The sequence below is a fragment of the Bacillus proteolyticus genome, assembly GCF_001884065.1.
GTDB lineage: Bacteria > Bacillota > Bacilli > Bacillales > Bacillaceae_G > Bacillus_A > Bacillus_A proteolyticus.
In genome coordinates, this window is sequence record NZ_MACH01000160.1 from 39233 (window position 1) to 57402 (window position 18170).

Annotated in this window: 13 protein-coding genes and 2 pseudogenes; 8 read left to right on the forward strand and 7 right to left on the reverse strand. The window is 33.3% G+C overall.

Features of this window, described 5'->3' with window-relative positions:
- The first annotated feature begins 1 nt into the window (after window position 1).
- Window positions 2-1456, forward strand: a complete 1455-nt coding sequence (locus tag BAQ49_RS29425; RefSeq protein WP_071748174.1) for an aromatic-L-amino-acid decarboxylase — start codon at window positions 2-4, stop codon at window positions 1454-1456.
- A 102-nt stretch (window positions 1457-1558) separates the two neighbouring features.
- Here the strand turns inward: BAQ49_RS29425 and BAQ49_RS29430 are convergent, their stop codons facing one another.
- Both BAQ49_RS29430 and BAQ49_RS29440 read right to left on the reverse strand, forming a co-directional pair.
- Entirely contained in the window at window positions 1559-2515 is a 957-nt protein-coding gene (locus BAQ49_RS29430; RefSeq protein WP_071748175.1) for an alpha/beta hydrolase, read from the reverse strand.
- Between the two features lie 852 nt (window positions 2516-3367).
- On the reverse strand, window positions 3368-5014 hold the full coding sequence (locus BAQ49_RS29440; RefSeq protein WP_071748176.1) for an ABC transporter substrate-binding protein: 1647 nt from the start codon (window positions 5012-5014) through the stop codon (window positions 3368-3370).
- Window positions 5015-5116: 102 nt separating this feature from the next.
- Between BAQ49_RS29440 and BAQ49_RS29445 the strand changes: the two genes are divergently transcribed.
- From BAQ49_RS29445 to BAQ49_RS29465, 5 genes and pseudogenes are all read left to right on the forward strand, one after another.
- Window positions 5117-6370 (forward strand): MDR family MFS transporter, encoded by a 1254-nt coding sequence (locus BAQ49_RS29445; RefSeq protein ID WP_071748177.1) that lies wholly within the window; start codon window positions 5117-5119, stop codon window positions 6368-6370.
- Window positions 6371-6462: 92 nt separating this feature from the next.
- Window positions 6463-7617 carry a 1-deoxy-D-xylulose-5-phosphate reductoisomerase gene (locus BAQ49_RS29450; RefSeq protein WP_071748178.1) on the forward strand — a complete coding sequence of 385 codons (1155 nt, stop codon included), beginning with the start codon at window positions 6463-6465 and terminating at the stop codon, window positions 7615-7617.
- A gap of 224 nt (window positions 7618-7841) precedes the next feature.
- Entirely contained in the window at window positions 7842-8414 is a 573-nt protein-coding gene (locus tag BAQ49_RS29455) for a histidine phosphatase family protein (protein ID WP_071748179.1), read from the forward strand.
- 187 nt (window positions 8415-8601) lie between these two features.
- Window positions 8602-8837: pseudogene (locus BAQ49_RS29460) on the forward strand (hypothetical protein); the annotation flags it as partial.
- Between the two features lie 194 nt (window positions 8838-9031).
- On the forward strand, window positions 9032-9553 hold the full coding sequence (locus BAQ49_RS29465) for a GNAT family N-acetyltransferase (protein ID WP_071748180.1): 522 nt from the start codon (window positions 9032-9034) through the stop codon (window positions 9551-9553).
- A 301-nt stretch (window positions 9554-9854) separates the two neighbouring features.
- Here the strand turns inward: BAQ49_RS29465 and BAQ49_RS29470 are convergent, their stop codons facing one another.
- Entirely contained in the window at window positions 9855-10760 is a 906-nt protein-coding gene (locus BAQ49_RS29470; protein ID WP_071748181.1) for a DMT family transporter, read from the reverse strand.
- Window positions 10761-10869: 109 nt separating this feature from the next.
- On the opposite strand from BAQ49_RS29470, the gene pdxR reads away from it, so the two are divergent.
- Complete coding sequence (gene pdxR, locus BAQ49_RS29475) at window positions 10870-12261, forward strand: MocR-like pyridoxine biosynthesis transcription factor PdxR (protein WP_071748186.1); 1392 nt, start codon at window positions 10870-10872, stop codon at window positions 12259-12261.
- Window positions 12262-12726: 465 nt separating this feature from the next.
- Here the strand turns inward: pdxR and BAQ49_RS29480 are convergent, their stop codons facing one another.
- Entirely contained in the window at window positions 12727-13212 is a 486-nt protein-coding gene (locus tag BAQ49_RS29480) for a hypothetical protein (protein WP_071748182.1), read from the reverse strand.
- A 264-nt stretch (window positions 13213-13476) separates the two neighbouring features.
- Window positions 13477-13710 (reverse strand): annotated as a pseudogene (locus tag BAQ49_RS29485) (1,4-dihydroxy-2-naphthoate polyprenyltransferase); the annotation flags it as partial.
- Window positions 13711-14281: 571 nt separating this feature from the next.
- On the opposite strand from BAQ49_RS29485, the gene BAQ49_RS29490 reads away from it, so the two are divergent.
- Window positions 14282-15649, forward strand: a complete 1368-nt coding sequence (locus BAQ49_RS29490; protein ID WP_084667613.1) for a short-chain fatty acid transporter — start codon at window positions 14282-14284, stop codon at window positions 15647-15649.
- 811 nt (window positions 15650-16460) lie between these two features.
- On the opposite strand, the gene BAQ49_RS29495 is transcribed toward BAQ49_RS29490, so the two are convergent.
- Both BAQ49_RS29495 and BAQ49_RS29500 read right to left on the reverse strand, forming a co-directional pair.
- The gene (locus BAQ49_RS29495; protein WP_071748183.1) at window positions 16461-16775 is read right to left on the reverse strand and encodes a hypothetical protein; all 315 of its coding nucleotides are present in this window, start codon (window positions 16773-16775) and stop codon (window positions 16461-16463) included.
- A gap of 210 nt (window positions 16776-16985) precedes the next feature.
- Window positions 16986-17987, reverse strand: a complete 1002-nt coding sequence (locus BAQ49_RS29500) for a helix-turn-helix domain-containing protein (RefSeq protein ID WP_071748184.1) — start codon at window positions 17985-17987, stop codon at window positions 16986-16988.
- Between the last annotated feature and the right edge of the window lie 183 nt (window positions 17988-18170).

The window sequence follows — 18170 nt, forward strand, 5'->3', positions numbered from 1 at the left end:
AATGACGAAAAACCTGCAGTTATCAGCCGAAGAGATGCGTCAGTTAGGATATCAAGCGGTTGATTTGATTGTTGATCATATGAATCATTTAAAAAGTAAACCAGTATCTGAAACGATTGATATTAATATTTTTAGAGACAAGCTAACTGAAACAATTCCAGAAAACGGATCCAACCCGAAAGAATTACTTAATTTTCTTAATAGCAATGTGTTTAATCAAATTACTCATGTGGATCATCCTCATTTTATGGCTTTTGTGCCCGGTCCTAATAATTATGTTGGTGTAGTAGCAGATTTTTTAGCAAGTGGGTTCAATGTATTTCCTACAGCTTGGATAGTAGGTGCTGGTGCTGAACAAATCGAATTAACGACAATCAACTGGTTAAAATCAATGCTAGGATTCCCTGATTCAGCCGAAGGGATATTTGTAAGTGGAGGTTCCATGGCTAATTTGACTGCACTTACTGTAGCGAGACAGGTCAAGCTGAATAATGACATAGAAAATGCAGTTGTGTATTTCTCTAACCAAACTCATTTTTCTGTAGATCGAGCACTTAAAGTATTAGGGTTTAAACATCATCAAATTTGCCGAATTGAAACAGATGAAGATTTAAGAATTTCAGTTAGTACTTTAAAAAAGCAAATAAAAGAAGATCGATTAAAAGGGAAAAAACCATTCTGTGTTATTGCTAATGCAGGGACAACTAATTGCGGAGCGGTTGATTCCCTCAATGAATTGGCGGATCTCTGTAATGATGAAGATGTATGGCTGCACGCGGATGGGGCTTATGGGGCTGCAGCAATTCTCAGTGAAAAAGGAAGTGAGTTGTTAAGAGGAATTCATCGTGTCGATTCTTTGACGTTAGACCCGCACAAATGGCTTTTTCAACCTTATGATGTTGGTTGTGTACTCATTCGAAACAGCCAATACTTAAGCAAAACGTTCCGTATGATCCCAGAGTATATTAAGGATACGGAAACTAATATAGAAGAAAAAGTGAATTTTGGGGAGCGTGGAATTGAACTTTCTCGTAGATTTAGGGCATTAAAGGTATGGCTTTCTTTTAAAGTATTTGGAGTCACAGCTTTTCGCGAGGCAATTGATCATGGCATTATGTTAGCTGAACAAGTTGAAGAGTTTTTAAGGAAAGAAAAAGATTGGGAAGTGGTAACACCTGCCCAGTTAGGGATTGTTACTTTTCGTTATATTCCTTGTGGACTAACATCTACAGATACAATTCATGAAATAAACAAAAAACTGGTGGAAGAGATTAATCATAGAGGATTCGCTATGCTAAGTACGACCAAATTAAAAGAAAAAATGGTAATTCGACTTTGTTCCATCAACCCAAGGACGACAACAGAAGAAATGAATCAAATTATGATGAAAATCAAAGAACTTGCAGAGGAAGTAAACATATCGTCTAAACATCTTATTTCAATTCCGCAACTTTAAATAAAACGGAATGAAAGCACTAAAAAATGTACAACAACAAACACACTCTCTTTTTAATAAGAGAGTGTGTTTGTTGTTAAGATAATAGAATATGTAAAGAGATTAAGCCTCTACCTTAGCTACTCTTTCGAAACCAGTCTTTACTGCTTGTATCATTTCATTCACAGCATAAATAGATACTTCGGCATTTGGATTTAATCCTTCGAACCAGTGATAGGACCTAGGATATAAATGAAATTCGACATCAACACCAGCTTGCGCAAGTTTGGTTACATAGGTTAATGTTTCGCTGCGGAATGGATCTAATTGACCAACAAACGTGTAGGTGTATGGCAGATTACTATAATCCTCTGCTCGAGCAGGGGCTGCATAGGCAGGAATATTATCCGTCCCATATATTTCTCCTAAATACATTTTCCAGCCAGCTTCATTTGTCTTTTGATTCCAAACAAATCCTTCTTTAATTTCATTCGTAGAAGGTGTATTATTTCGGTCATCAATCATTGGATAAAGTGGCATTTGAAAACAAATAGAAGGATATTTTCGATCGCGAGCTAATAATGTCAATGCTGCTGTTAGTCCACCGCCAGCGCTCGCTCCTGCAACACCAATTCGATTCGAATCAATGTTTAATGGCTCTGCGTTATCAGCAATCCATTTTAATGCTGCATAACAATCCTCAATTGGTGCTGGATAAGGATGCTCTGGAGCTAAACGGTAGTCTACAGACACGACCACACAGCCAGCTTCTTTTGCAAACCTCATACAAGTATCATCATTATCATCTATAGACCCTAAGATATAACCACCACCATGTATCCATAACAGGACAGGTAAGGATCCATTATTTAATTTAGGACGATAAATTCTTAATGGTAATGGATTAGCGTCAGGTCCAACAATGACTTCATCTGTTAATGAAAGGGATTCATCAACAACAGTAGGTGGTCTCATTTGCGATATTCCTTCTCTGATTGTTTGTAAGTTCTCTGGGCGTAAATCGAGATCAGGAAACATTTCTAAACCTGGTAATAAATCTGCATTTACTCGGTTCTTCATTTTAACACCCCTATTTTTAATTGTTTTTACATATGTAAAGTAGATTCTAAGTAGTTTAATTGTGAGAAAATCATCACCATTAAATTGTAAAGTGGATATGTCATAATCGTCAACTGAATATTCGAAAAATAAACCTTCTTTTAGGAGAAAGTTTCATGCAACTAATTATACAAGAAGGTGATTTAGGGCCAAAGTGGTTTTATGTCGCTGTAGTTATTTACACTTGGTTTTCCAAATGAACCAATTGATGATCCTTTATATTTTCATGATACATTGCAAGGAGTACCTGTTCGAATTCATGCTCGGAAAGGATTAACACATTTGTATTCCTTAAAAGAATTTTGGTATTTATTTCAGGTAAATGCTCATGCGCAGGTATTGATATAAGAGAACAGTACAAATATTATGTTAACAGGGTATAGGTCCAAAGGCCTCTGAATTTATTCAATCTTATTTGTTTAACTATAGATAGGATTATATAAGTGAAAAGTCCCTTTAGATCTTCTAAATGGACTTTTTTAGGTTTCTAGATACGACTACTGATAAATTGGTGTTATATTAAGAAGTCTCGCCACATCGTCATCAAGCTTAGAAATCGATGGTTCCCCAAAACGAAAAAACGAGCTAACTTCTCTTAGATAACTGTGGAGAGATAATAATTTTGTTTTGTGAGTCCTTCAAAATATTGAAAACTGGAGATGGTGTTATTTATTGTTTAAGTTGATGACTCTAAGATACCAGTTTAGTTGACCTGATAGCGATGAATCCGTACTCCTAAAAAATTCACCTTTGGCATCAGGGAAATTAAATAGGGTGATAATTATTACAAGTGGATTAGGTTTCTTGTGAATTTTAAATTAAAGGTCTTATCCAAAGTTGAGAAAAATCCACATATCCAAAATATTTCATCTTAATATTCGTTAAATCTGATGAAAAAGGAATTTGACGTGTATCATAGTATAAGGGAATCATAATAGAGGATTCTATCAGTTCTTTTTCAAGATTCTTATTTAATGAAGCCCACTCCTCAAAATGTGTATGTTTGTATTTAGAAAGGTGGTTTCTTAGTGATTTATTTGTTTTTAAAACCTTAGCCAATGGTGAATATCTAGCTGTTAAAAAATAATAAAATGATATCTCTTGATTCATCTCGAATACTTCACCATGAATAAAAAGATCGACTTGTTCATTAAGTTTTTCATCCCTAAGATAGTTTTCAAATGGAACCCATTTAACTTGAAAAGGTATATTTTCTTTTTCTAAGATATTCATTAACCATTTTGTTGTCGCTTCTGTATACTGAGTAGCTTTTATAATAAGTGGTTCTTTAAATTCGGGACGTTTTCTTTTTGGAATATTGACTTGATGATCTATGTCTTTCAAACAGCTTTTAATATTTGGGATTTTTTGAGAATCATATTCATGAATATGATTCATATTGTTAGCGATAATAGAATGTAAGTAATTACGAACATCTATGTGTTGAATTGAGGAATTACGCCAAGCATTCATAATTATAACACCGAAACCTGAATTCCTTTCTACTTGAAAGGTAGAATTACATTTATGGTGTTTGGAAGATTGATAAATAGTATCAAATTCTAGAGGGACCTGAATGAATTCTACTGTATCTAGCAATGGTCTTTCTTGAAAATAATCATGAAATGCTATCAATGATGTTTTCTCCAGGTTATTCTCCCCTATATAAAAACCACCGGTTCCTATGATTTGGCCGTTATTTTCTTTATAAATGCTTGTATTTATCATGCATAACATTTGTAAACAATAACTACAACTATCTGGATAATGTATATCAATAATTAATGGTGATACAATCTCTATTTTGTCTATGGGTGCCCATAAGTCTTTATAGTATTTATGAATACGTAGTTTTGAGAGACATAGTTTCACGTCAGCCGCTGTTAAGATGGATCCATCATGAAATTTTATAGACTTTTTTAAATATAGTCTAAGCTTAGATTGAGTTAAATCCCAACTGTGAACTATTTCAGGGAATATGTTCCCCTTTTCATCCATATAAACAAGTCGATTGAAAACGTTCGCGACAATATGTGCACTATGTACATCGGTAGCCTCGAGCGGGTGTGTTGTTAAAAAGGGCTTTCTTCTTGGAATAATTAATTTATCATCCGAATTATGTATATAGCCAAATTTTGAATGAAACTTAGTCATCAAGCGTAGTTTACTGTTTGGAGACCAATTATATAGTAAATATTTACTACTTTTTTCAACAGGTTGTTGATCCATAAATTCCATTACTTGTGACTCATAGATTTGTTCTATATTTTTCAACCATTGGAGAGAGGAGGAATTTCCTCTACCTTTTCCAGAAATGAAAGTCAGCCAACCTTCATCCATCCATTTATGTAAGTAACGTACTGTTTGCTTTGTACTTAAATTTAAAAAATCTGCCAGGTCTTGTATTTTTATATTTCCTGAAGAAAATGATTGCCATAGATTAAGTAAATTTTTATCCATTTTCCTATCTCCTTTTATAAGTGGACATGTTTTTCTGAATATGTCCATTTTTAGTTTGATAAGTCTAGTTTAATATAACATTAGACAAAGGGAGGAGATACGATGAATTGGAAAGACTTTGAGCAAAATATAAAAGTACGCTTAATTACATCGTTTTTTAATCGTGCTGTTACATCAGCAGTAATGCCTTTCATGGCATTGTTTTTTGCTCAAGAAATAAATAAAGTATGGGCCGGGTTATTTTTAATCTTAACAGTTATTTTAAGTTTTTTTTCAAATTTAATTGGAGGTTACATTTCAGATCGCTTTCAACGAAAGAAAATCTTATTGTTAACTTCTTTTTCTAGTACTTTGATGTTTTTATTCATGACTTTAAGCTTATATCCTACAGATAAGATGATTTGGTTATTTGCAATCGCTTATGTAGGTTTTATAATAACTAGCAGTCTTGGGCGCCCATCCATGCAAGCTATCATCATAGACTCAACTACACCAGAAAATCGAAAAGCTGTTTATACAATTGACTATTGGCTTATGAATCTTTCTATGGCAATTGGTGCAGCATTAGGTGGTTTTTTATACATGAATCACCAAAAAGAGTTGTTTATATTACTGACTTTTGTTTCTGCTACATTACCGATTGCTTATAAAATTTGGTTAGTTGCAGAAGTTAAAGAGTGCTTAGAAAAAAGGAAGGGAAATATAGTACTTGATCTAATTCAAAACTATAAAGTTGCTATTCGAGATAGGGCATTTTTAAGAGTTGTAATAGGGTCTACCTGCATATTTGCGGCAGAGTTTTCTTTAAACAGTTATATTGGTGTACGACTTTCAGAAACATTCAATCCAATAAGCATTGGGAACTTTGAAATAGTAGGAGTGAGGATGCTAAGTATTCTTAACATACAAAATATGCTTTTAGTAGTATGTTTAACGTTTATTGTAAATAAATTTACAGATCATCTAAGTGGAAAAAAAGCGTTACTTTTAGGTCTTGTGCTCTATGGTGTAGGCTATGTGACAGTAACATCTGCAAACACTTGGTACGTACTGATTATTTTTAATTTTATTGCCACTGTTGGTGAACTTGTCTACTCCCCAATCAGAAATGCAGAACAAGCTAATATGATTCCGGCTGATAAAAGAGGATCGTATTCAGCTTTTGCGGGTCTATCAGATATTGGTGCGGATCTAATTGCAAGAATGACTATTATCGTCGGTGCATTCTTGGTTCCTACGATGATGTCTGTTTACATTAGTATCATTGTAATAATAGGGACATTTTTCCTATATAATGGCTTGTTCGTTAGAACTAATAGTCAGTCTCAGGAAAGATTGAATAAAATGTCATCATAATATAATACTTAAAATGAAAAATACGCTATTCTTTCTATAGAATCGTAGGATAGATTTGTAAAAGGGGATTATACAACTTTGGAGGAATTATTATGGTAAAATATATTTCAATTCTTGGTTCAACCGGTTCAGTTGGTACGTCTGCATTAGATGTAGTCACTTCTCATCCGGAACATTTTAAAATTATTGGTTTAACAGCAAATCACAATATTGACCTTCTCGAAAAACAAATATATACATTTCACCCTCGAATTGTAAGTGTAAGTACAAAAGAATTAGCAGATGCTCTTCGGAAGCGAATTCCTACGGACACAAAAGTCACATATGGAACAGATGGATTAATTGAAGTTGCAACTCACCCTGATTCTAATCTTGTATTATCTTCAGTTGTCGGTGTCGCTGGTCTCCTTCCAACAATTGAAGCATTAAAAGCGAAAAAAGATATAGCAATTGCTAACAAAGAAACATTAGTTGCGGCAGGGCATATTGTGACAGATTTAGCGAAACAAAACGGCTGCCGCTTAATTCCAGTAGACAGTGAACACTCTGCCATTTTTCAATGTTTAAATGGGGAAAATACTCAAGAAATCGAGAGGCTTATTGTTACTGCTTCTGGCGGTGCATTTCGAGATAAAATGCGCGAAGAAATGGAAATCTTACAAGCTAAAGATGCCTTAAAGCATCCAAACTGGTTAATGGGAGCAAAACTAACCATTGATTCAGCTACATTAATGAACAAAGGCTTTGAAGTCATGGAAGCACGTTGGTTATTTGATATCCCTTATGAGAAAATTGATGTTTTAATTCATAAAGAAAGTGTTATTCATTCTTTAGTTGAATTTATTGACGGCTCTATCATGGCACAGCTCGGTGCCCCTGACATGAGAATGCCGATTCAATATGCATTCCATTATCCAACTAGATTACAATCAAACTATAAAAAATTAAACCTACTAGAGATAGCTAGCCTACACTTTGAAAAACCAAATTTCAAAAAATTCCCTTGCTTACATTATGCGTATGAATCAGGAAAAATTGGTGGTACAACACCAGCTGTATTAAATGCAGCGAATGAAATTGCAAATGCGCTATATTTACAAAATGAAATTTCATTTTTTGATATTGAAAAGACAATTTATTCCACTCTTGAAGCTCATCATAGCATTGCAAATCCAGATTTAGAAACAGTATTAGACGCCGATCGTTGGGCTCGTGAATATGCAAACGAATTATTAATTAAAAAATGAAAAAAGAACTAGAACAGAACGCGTCTGTTTTAGCACTCTTTTTTACGTGTTCTATTATTTTATGACATAATACATTTTCGTTCACGGAATTGTAAAGAAACGTATTTAAGATATCGCATGTAGAAGGCTTTATAGTGAGTATTAGTTATGGTCATCGGGAAAGTTTTTTTAAATTAATATAAGCTATATATGGAATAAAGAAACTTAAAAACTTGGAGGTAATTATGAAAACTTTCATATATATGGTGAGACACGGAGATTCACCAAAATCTGGTAAAGAACAAACGAGAGGATTAACTGAAAAAGGAAAATTAGATGTTCAACGAATAACAGATGCATTACAAGATGAGGGAATCGACGTAGTTATCTCAAGTCCATACAATCGTTCAATTCTAACTGTTCAGCAGTTAGCGAAGCAAATAGGACAAGAAGTTTTAGTATTTGAGGACTTAAAAGAGAGAATCTTTATTGCTGAAGAGGAACGAATGTCGGATAAAGAATTATTCCCTTTGATAAAAAAGTCATTCTTAGATCCCGACTTTGCTTTAATGGGAGGAGAGTCTAATGTCGACTGTCAGAAACGTGCTATAAAAGTCTTAAAAGAATTATTAAACACCTATCGAGGACAGAAAGTAGTATTAGGCACTCATGGAGCTGTTATGACTTTGATGATGGAGTATTATGACAGTAAGTATGATTTGAATTTTTTACTACAGACATCAAAACCAGATATATATAGAATGGAATTCAATGGACAGGAATTGGTGGAGGTTAAAAGATTGTGGGAAATTTCATAGATTGACTTTATTCATCCATAGCTTCTCCCAATGACGTGTATTATAAGCAATAGGGTTACTGCGGTAACTCTTTTTCTTATGGCACTGACGGGGGATTGATTTCAACAATCTAATAAATTCGGTTCCTTAGCGTACAAAATTCACGTTTTGTTCTTGCTATCCCGAGGTGAAATGGGAGGGAATGTTTTTGGGCAGGATACCTTTAAAGTTATTTTTTAAATCAACCCTATTTTTTTTTTATGTGGTATTGTTGTTTATTTTATATTTCAGATTATTTTTGTCTGGAGTGTTTCGACAGGATTAGGGAGGGATGATATTGTCGGATTTTCTGATAATAAGTATATAATTGGCCGTCCACCTGTTAGCTATAATTTATATGAAAAAGATAGTGGAGAAACTATATTAGATAATGTTATTTGTTATTCAACTAACTGATGCAATAGTAATTTAAGAGCTGCGATTGTAGCTCTTTTTCTTATGCAGCTAACGATGCAGTTTAGTAAAAGAAGGATTTTAATTTTCTATGATGAAAAATGTAATCAAGATAAAATCTAAGAAGGAGGTTTAAATACTATAAAAAATGTTTTGTAGTATGAATGTAAGGGAGGAGAGCTAACTTGGAAATCACAACCGAAAGATTAATAATTAGACCTTTTAAGAGTACTGATTTACAGGATGTATTTGCTATTTATAATAATGATGATACATGTAAGTTCCTATTACATAATAAGTGGACTCATGAAGATATGCAGAAAAGATTTAATAAGAAGCTAGCAAACAATGTACTCACTAAAGAATCACTATTAAGTTTGGCAGTTATATACAAGACTAAAGTAGTTGGTGATTTATCTGTATGGTACACAGATATGAAAGACACTGTTGAGATTGGTTATAGTTTTTCAAATGAAGTAGCTGGGAGAGGTTTGGCAACAGAAGCAGTAAGTAGTTTGGTATTTAAATTATTTAATGAATTAAATGTACATCGTATACAAGCTAATCTTGATGCACGTAATACAGCTTCACAAAAATTGTGTGAACGAATAGGCATGAGAAAGGAAGCCCATTTCATACAAGATTTTTGGAATAAAAATGAATGGACAGATAGTATTGTATATGGAATGTTACCCTCCGACTTGTAGTAATAGACTTAGTATTTTATGATACTATCGGGTGCGTTTGTCGAATAACAAAGGGCATAACATATTATATATGACTAATATGTTATGCCCTTTAATTTATTAATCTTTTTTTTATTTAGGTCTTGATAACGTACGAAATCCGCGTTTTGTTGGTGCTACCGCATGCCCATCAAGCTAAGGTTATATAAGTTTAATTTCAGGTGAGATTTTTTCTTTTTCTAAAGATTCAGTGTATGTTCTTTAAAGATTTGCATACCAAATAAATGAGCTCTATTTTCAAGTTCACAACACTTATTCCTTCTTAATTAACTCTTTTTAGAGCAAACTTCGCAACTTGCTTCCGAGTTCTAAACCCCAATGCGATAGCAGCGCCAATACAACTAGAAAAACAACCAGCAAACAAATACAATGATGGGTCGGACTCACCGATTAAAACGGAAGCTATTCCTCCAATTACCGGGAAAAGTGCAACCATATAGCCACTTCGAGCTCCTCCAATTTTTTCTACAAGCTTTAAATAGAATAACCATGCTACAAATGAAGCAACCAAAGTTAAATATAGCAACACAAATAAATATGAAAACGATGTTGGAAATATAAATTCTTGTCCTTGAAATAATACAATTACTCCCATCAATATACTGCCCACTGTAAATCCAATGGCATTTGCATAGATAGGATTCACCTTGTGACTTGCATTTCGTGCCGAGCAGGCATCACCTATTGCTGTAACAAGCGTACCTAAGAACGCAAACATAATTCCTTTTATGTCATTGGACCCTTGAAAGTTGTTCAAATTCGGATAGATGAGAATACATACGCCTAATACACCAAAAATCCCCCCAACCAAAACGCGTGAATGTAACTCTTCTTTTAAAAAAATCCGAAGGGTAATCGGGGTCAAAATCACTTTTAATGAAAAAACCAATGTTACGATTGCGGCAGAACTCAAAATTGTGGCGTAATAAAGGCATAAATAGCTTAATGCAAAGTTACACACACCAAAAACTATTACAAATGGGATATCTTTTCTTGTTGGCATCCCTCTTGGTCGAAGGAACCAAACAAGAATCAAAAATAAAAAGGCTGTCATAACTAGACGATAAGTTAAGGATAATTCTAAGCTGACAGGAGTTCCTTGGATTTTTACTGCAATAAAGTTGAGTCCCCATACAATTAAACAAAATATGTACATAAATATTGTCATAAGTTTTCTCCCAAATCAATGTTTTTCTAAATTCATTATGCATTTATACTGTCATTTCTAAAAGGTACAGTTTACAATAAATACAAATGACAGATGAGGTATTACAATGATGAATGAACTAATATTTAATATCAATCGAGAAAGTAACACTCCTATGTACCAACAAGTTTATCAATACATACGTACTCAGATTTTATCTGGTAAATTAGAAAAGGGTACAAAATTGCCATCGATTAGACAACTTGCTATCCAATTAGAGGTCAGCAGAAACACAACACAAGTAGCCTATGAACAACTGCAATCGGAAGGATATATTCGAAGTGAGAACAAAAAGGGATTTTTTGTAGAGGCTACTATATCGGATGAGACACTTAATTATGAACCCATTAGAGTACAGCATCATGAAACAAATCGCACTGCCACGAAAACTATTGACTTTAAGATTGGGACAGTGGATCAAGAAAACTTCCCTTTGAAAAAATGGAGAATGCTTACAAACAAAGTCATTAAAGACTCTAGCATGTTTTCATACGGAGAAAAACAAGGCGACATTAAATTAAGGAAGGTACTAACAGATTACTTGTTTCAATCAAGAGGAGTTAATACTTCTGCAGAACAAATTATTATTGGCAGTAGCACACAGCACTTGTTATTACTTTTGTCGCTGTTGCTAAAGCAAGACTATCATTATCTGGCAGTAGAAGACCCTGGATATAATGTGGCAAGGGAACTTTTTGTTCTTCAATCATTTATCATTGATCCAATCCCGGTAAAAAAACAAGGCATCCAAGTCGATCTCCTTTTAAAATCGCCTTCCAGACTTTTATATGTCACTCCTACTCACCACTTTCCATATGGAGTGACTATCCCCGTCAATGAAAGATTAAAGTTAATTCAATGGGCAAAAAGGGTGGAAGGATATATTATTGAGGATGATTATGATAGTGAATTTCGATACATCCATCAACCTATACCATCGCTTCAAAGTTTAGATTCTAATGACAGGGTGGTTTATTTAGGAACTTTTTCAAAAGCACTGCTACCCTCTATCCGTGTCAGTTATATGGTTTTGCCTAGGAGGCTAACAAGTGAATATAAAAAGATACTCCCTTTGCTGGAGCAAACATCCTCATCTATTCATCAGCGAACACTGGCGACCTTTATGAATGAAGGACATTGGTACTCACACTTAAGGAAGATGAAAGCTTTGTATAAACGTAAAATGAATCTATTGAATAGGGAATTATTAAAAAATTTTAAGAATCATGTTGAAATAAAAGGTGGTAACTCCGGAATTTTCGTTATTATTGAAGTGAAAACAGAAATGAGTGAAAAAATGCTAATTGAAAGGGCATATGAACACGGAATTGTAGTTTATCCTTGTTCAAAATATTTCTCGAACTACATACCACGATATCCCCATATTCAACTTGGATTGGGTAATTTATGTGAAAAAAAGATAATAGAAGGAGTTTCTCAATTAGCAAAAATTTGGCTGTAATCTTGATTTTTACCCTGAAAAAATTTTTTCGTTCTTCCTAATAGGGGTCATCATACATCACTGTCGAGTTAAGAAATTAATTTTGTTCCCCCAAAAGGAAAAAGTGACCCTAATACCCTTAAATAGCTGTAAAAGGTGAAATTTTTGTTAAAGGGGTTCTCAAAATCTTAGCTTGAGGCCCCTTCTTCTAAACGAAGTGAAAGTGGGGGTAGTTCAACTAATGTGTAATTTATGGATGTATGAATGGAGATTAGGCAGGATTAAAGTCATCGCCAGCCGGATTATTGGTGAGGTTGGTCTGGGCCAGATTATTTAATTATTAAAAATGCTGTAGAAATGAAGTCATTAGCGCTTATGCTCCATATTTTAAGTATGGAACTGCAGTTTACAGCGATTAAATAAATGAATCAAAAAAGATCTGTTTAAAAGTAGATTCTTTTTTTGATTCATTGGAGTAGAGAAATGTTAATGTATGTTATAATTTGATAGTTTTGTATACAATATATCTATACTCTCTTTATCCGTTTTAAAAATATTAAGTATACGTGCCATAACATAGTAATTCTCACCGCCACGTTTAGCTACAAGAGCATTCTTCGCATTTTCTTTAATGACCCCATTCTCTAATACAGCGTATGCTTTATTATAATCACCTTTCTCAAATACAACACAACATGTAAGTAATGAAATACCATAATAATATCCGATAACGTCATACGAATTAAAACTACTATTCGGCATCAGTTTTAATTCATATGTTTGTATTACATCTGCTACAAGTCGTGTTACCTCTTGAGATTCAATAAACTGTGTCATACGTAAACAATGTTTTCTATTTAGTGGAGCATGAGCGAACGACTTCAATTTACTAATAAGTTTCTTTAATACCTTTTGATCTTCATCATTTAAGGTATCTATTTTAGATAATAATATGTCACTTGTCTTTTCCATTTCGAATCTCCTTCAAAAATTTATTATAGCCACACTTATATTTATAGCAAGGATCTACATGCTTCCCTATAGATACGACAATTTTTAGGGAAGCTTGACGAAGAACTAATGGGAACTTAGAACAGGTGCAAACAAATAGATACATAAACAATTTTAGTTATATAAAAATTATACAACTAAAAGAAATATTATTGAAGTACTGTTACTGTGCCTGAATTTAAAGTATTTTCCAATAAATAAAGGAGATTCTAAAATGAAAATCCCACCATGACGGACAATTTCGCCACCAATACCAAAAGAATCAGCGGTATCTAATCCACGTTTGAAATCATAATACTCTTTAAATAAATTCGTTGCTATTTGTAATGCTAAACATGCAAGCATCATCGCAATAAATAAAAGCCAATTAATTTCGGCAACATAAAGTGATGCAACTGTCCCTAATATTACAGGAGAAAACGTCGCCGTTAATGTATGTGGGCGCGTCATTTTCCACATTACTTTAAAAATAAGCCCAAAGAATTATTTAATTCTTTGGGCTTATTTTTGGTTCTGGTGCAAAAACTTCAAGATAATTGCAAGTAATCTCTTAAACTTGGACATATTGATAGTATTATTCTAAAAAAAGTGGGGGATCGGTATGGAAAAGGAGTTTTTGGTGCAAAAAAATACTGTCGTTGTGTACACCAGAACCAGCGATCCTCCTTGTATATCGATATTACTAGTGTGAAAATTAATAGTTAACTAGGGGACAACTTGAAGAATTATAAGGAAAACATTAAGGTTGGATAATCATGGTCATGATGAAGGGGTGAAAATTATAATTTCACTTACATTTAAACATAAAGAATATTTAAGATTAGAGGACAGGTATGTATAAAAAATGTATAAAAATTAAATTATTCTAGTATAAATATAGAAGTAAATTATGAGGTGGAAATAGCAGCTAAAGATAAAAAGTTTCCTTAAGTCGAGTGGGGGAAGAATTTGCAAGTGCAAAAGGATTTTATTTTCTTTTGTGGAATGTTATTCATATTTACTTTATGAAAATTTGGAAAGGAGAATATTTATGAAACATTCCTTATTGGAGACAAATACAGATCCAGGAAAGAAAGAATCATTGCTTACACGGTGTGCAAATGTATTTTCGAGATGGTCTCAGAAATATGTCCCGGATGCCTTTGTTATTGCTGTGCTGCTCACTTTATTTACTTTCATAATAGCTTTGTTGATGAATCCCTCAAATCCGTACAAAATCGTAAAATCCTGGGGGGATGGGTTTTGGACTTATTTAACGTTTACAATGCAAATGGTATTGCTAATGGTTACAGGGATGACGTTAGCTTCTGTCCCGTTTGTTAATAGAGGCTTGCAGTCAGTTGCAAAGTTAGCCGATACACCTCAAAAGGCTTATACGATGACATTTTTAATCAGTGCAATTGCATACTATATCAATTGGGGATTAGCGGTAGTTGTGGGAGCGATCATTGCGAAGGAAGTAGCGAAAAAGAATCCGAATGCACATTTTCCATTACTTGTAGCAGCTGCTTATGCTCCGACAGCCTTATATAGCGCTGGTCTCTCTAGTTCTATTGGCTTGACAATTGCCACAAAGGATCATTTTCTTGTAGATATGATTGGAATTATTCCTACCTCACAAACAATCTTTAGTTACTCTACTCTAATTATTTTTTTCACTCTATTCATCACGATGCCAATTATTATTGTACTTATGGCTCCAAAAAGCGGGATTATCAGGTATAAAGCACTCGAAACAGATACACATTCTTTTGTAAAACCTCCTCAAAAGAATTTAACTACTGCGGAAAAGCTGGAATGGACACCGGTTCTAGGAATAGTATTAGGTGCAATCGGCACGTTGTATTGTGTTTATGAATTCATAAACGGTCATAGTTTAGATTTAAATATTATTAATTTGTTTTTCTTATCACTTGGTTTGCTCCTGCATGGTTCTCTTGGCAACTTTGCACAAGGATTCAAAGAATCTGCGCAATCCATTTCTCCAATTATCCTACAGTTTCCATTTTATGCGGGGATTATTGCTGTTTTAGGTAGTTCAGGATTGGGAAGCTCAATCATTGAATGGATGGCATCCATTGCGTCAAAGGATACATTTGATATATTTACATATTGGTCAGCGGGATTGGTGAACTTATTAGCGCCATCTGGCGGGGGGCAATGGGCTTTGCAAGGGCCACTGCAGGTCCCGGCAGGCTTGAAGTTAGGTGTAGATCCGGCTACTATCGCTATGGCGGTAGGCTGGGGGGACGCATGGACAAATTTGATTCAGCCGTTCTGGGCACTACCTCTTTTAGGAGTGCTGGGATTGAAAATTAAAGATATCATGGGTTATTGTTTCATTCTCTGCATTTGGGTCGGGATTGTTACAAGTTTATTGATGCTATTTGTATATTAGATTTCACAGGAATACGCATCACTATCAAGTCAAGGGCTTGAAACACCATTAAAATGAAAGTAAAACGGATCTAGAAGTATAGACGAAGTATTTATGAACACCCTAGATTTCAGTATCAACTTTCCGGATATCTATGTTATTCAATGTAGGAAAGGCGATTTTTATTTCAAAGAGGTTATTTAGAGGAAATCTAGTAAAGCCAAAGTGTGGATTAATGTATTTACTGCCAAACCAGGTAAATTAGATGAATTAGTTGCTATCCAAGCTGAAAAACTACTTAAGAAAAGGTATTCCTGGTTGGATTAGCAGTCGTTGACACCGTTCTATTAATAAAAAAAGGCAATTATGATGACTACTTTTGAGAGTATTGAATATCATAAAAATTGGTTAGGAAAAAATGATTTCTCTGAACACTTAAACAAGATTAAACACTTAATTGATGGAGTAAAAAGTGGGTAATACACGTTAGTGGAAAACATTGAAAATATGTAAACTACTTATATTCTAAATTTCTATTTATCCTCTTGATAGTAAAAAGTTGATATACCGGAAATAAAAGCCCATGGAAAAACTCCATGGGCCTCATCAATTATTAAAGTAAAATCAAAATTATGTTGAATTTTGAAGCACCACTAAAACAAAAATTTTATCTCTCAACAGTTATATATGAGAATTAAGCTCATTTTTTCGTTTTGGGGTGAATCTGTTTTCTTAAGTTGATGGGCATGTGACACTACCCCAATAATGAGTATCACAATTTTCTTCTTATGTTATCCAAAATAAAATATGTATATTGTTTTATAAAAAACAATTATTTACGACGCCTTCTCTTTGCTTTTTTACGCTGATTTGTATGACTATATTTTTTTATATGAGTACTTCTGTTCTTCTTATAATTAGGTAACTTTAATATAAAAACAGAAATCGCAGAAAAAATGCAAAATATAACCATTGCAATCATCCAAAGGTTAATGTCATAGTCATATAGCTTACTAAAATATTTTTTGTTACGAGTAATATATCTTACATTACTGTCAATTGCTTCGAGAGTGTAGGGAATAACGCAAAAGGAACCAAATAACATAACAATTGTTCCTAGAATGAAACTGAGTATATGTTTTATCATGTTCTATTCTCCTTTAAGTATGTTAGACTATATACGCTCATTTAGTATAAATGATTTTGCTGCACAGATTGTATTTATTTGAAGGAATAATATAAATTTCTATTAAGTTGTTTGTGCATGTGGTGATATCATGGAAATAAATATTTAAATTGAATAATTTAAAAAGCGTAGAAAGATTAAATTCCTACGCTTTTTCTTCTTAATAAATATTTATCGTTGTTCTAAATCTCTTATATAAGATTTTACAGCTTGCAATAAGAATTCTTCCTGTCCCATACCTGCATTTGCTGCCATTTGCACTATTTTTTGCTTAAATTCATGTTCTGCATGAAAAGTTAATGAATCTACATTACTTTTAAAGTAAATACCTTCTACATGTGGAAGGATCGTGCCGGATTTCATATGAGAATGTAAGTATTTAATCTCCTCTTGAAACTGCAATGGATCAACTTGTAATACGAAAGGTTTAATTTCTAATTTGATAGTATCAGATGAAATACTCAATCGCATATTTGTGACACCTAGCTCTTTATAAAATAAATTTAATAGATTATAAGTGATGGAATTAAATAGCTGAGGTTTTTTAAATGAAAAAGATAAATACCCTCGTTTCGTAATTACCGCTTGTTTATGAAAAGGCTCAAAGGAATAATCATGTTCCTTATAAGTGGATAGAGGGAAAATTTCTTCGTCTTCTGTAAGAATCTTGCCGTCTGCTCCATTGATCTCTATTACCCTAGCTGTTTTACCGGTATGTTGATGTGTTAATAATTGATATAAATATATATCTTCTTCTTGAATCTTAGTAATGAATGCTTTTCGCTCTTTTGATGTAGTTTTTTCATAAGTAAGTTGAAAAGTTTCAAGGTCATCTTTATCAATGATATATACTTCTTTTCCACGTTTTTCAATCTTTGAGGCAGGTAATTTACCAGATTTGATATATGTAAAAACTGTGGATGGTGCTACATTGAGAATTTCAGCTGCTTCTTTTGTGCTATAGCCTTCAACCTCTTCAATATTTTTTAAACGTTCAATATCCTCTAAATAGTAAATCTTACTACCGAATTGCTTCCAGTTATCTTTATATACACATTCTATTAATCCATCTTTTTCTTTTTGTAAAATTGTTTGTACCGTTACTCCTAATAAGCCGGCTGCCTCTTTTGTCGTTACAGTAGGTTTTGTAATGAACAATAAATCTTGTGTCATGTAAGGACACCTCCATAACTATTGTTTGCTAGTATTTTAGATATGTATATATCATATCAGAATATGGTTTATATTTAAAATGAGAAATAGAATTTATTAAAGATCTTATACATTTTTATAGTTTAATAATATTTGTAATTCACTTTATATTTTAATGAATTTTTATAGTTGATTTTATAATAA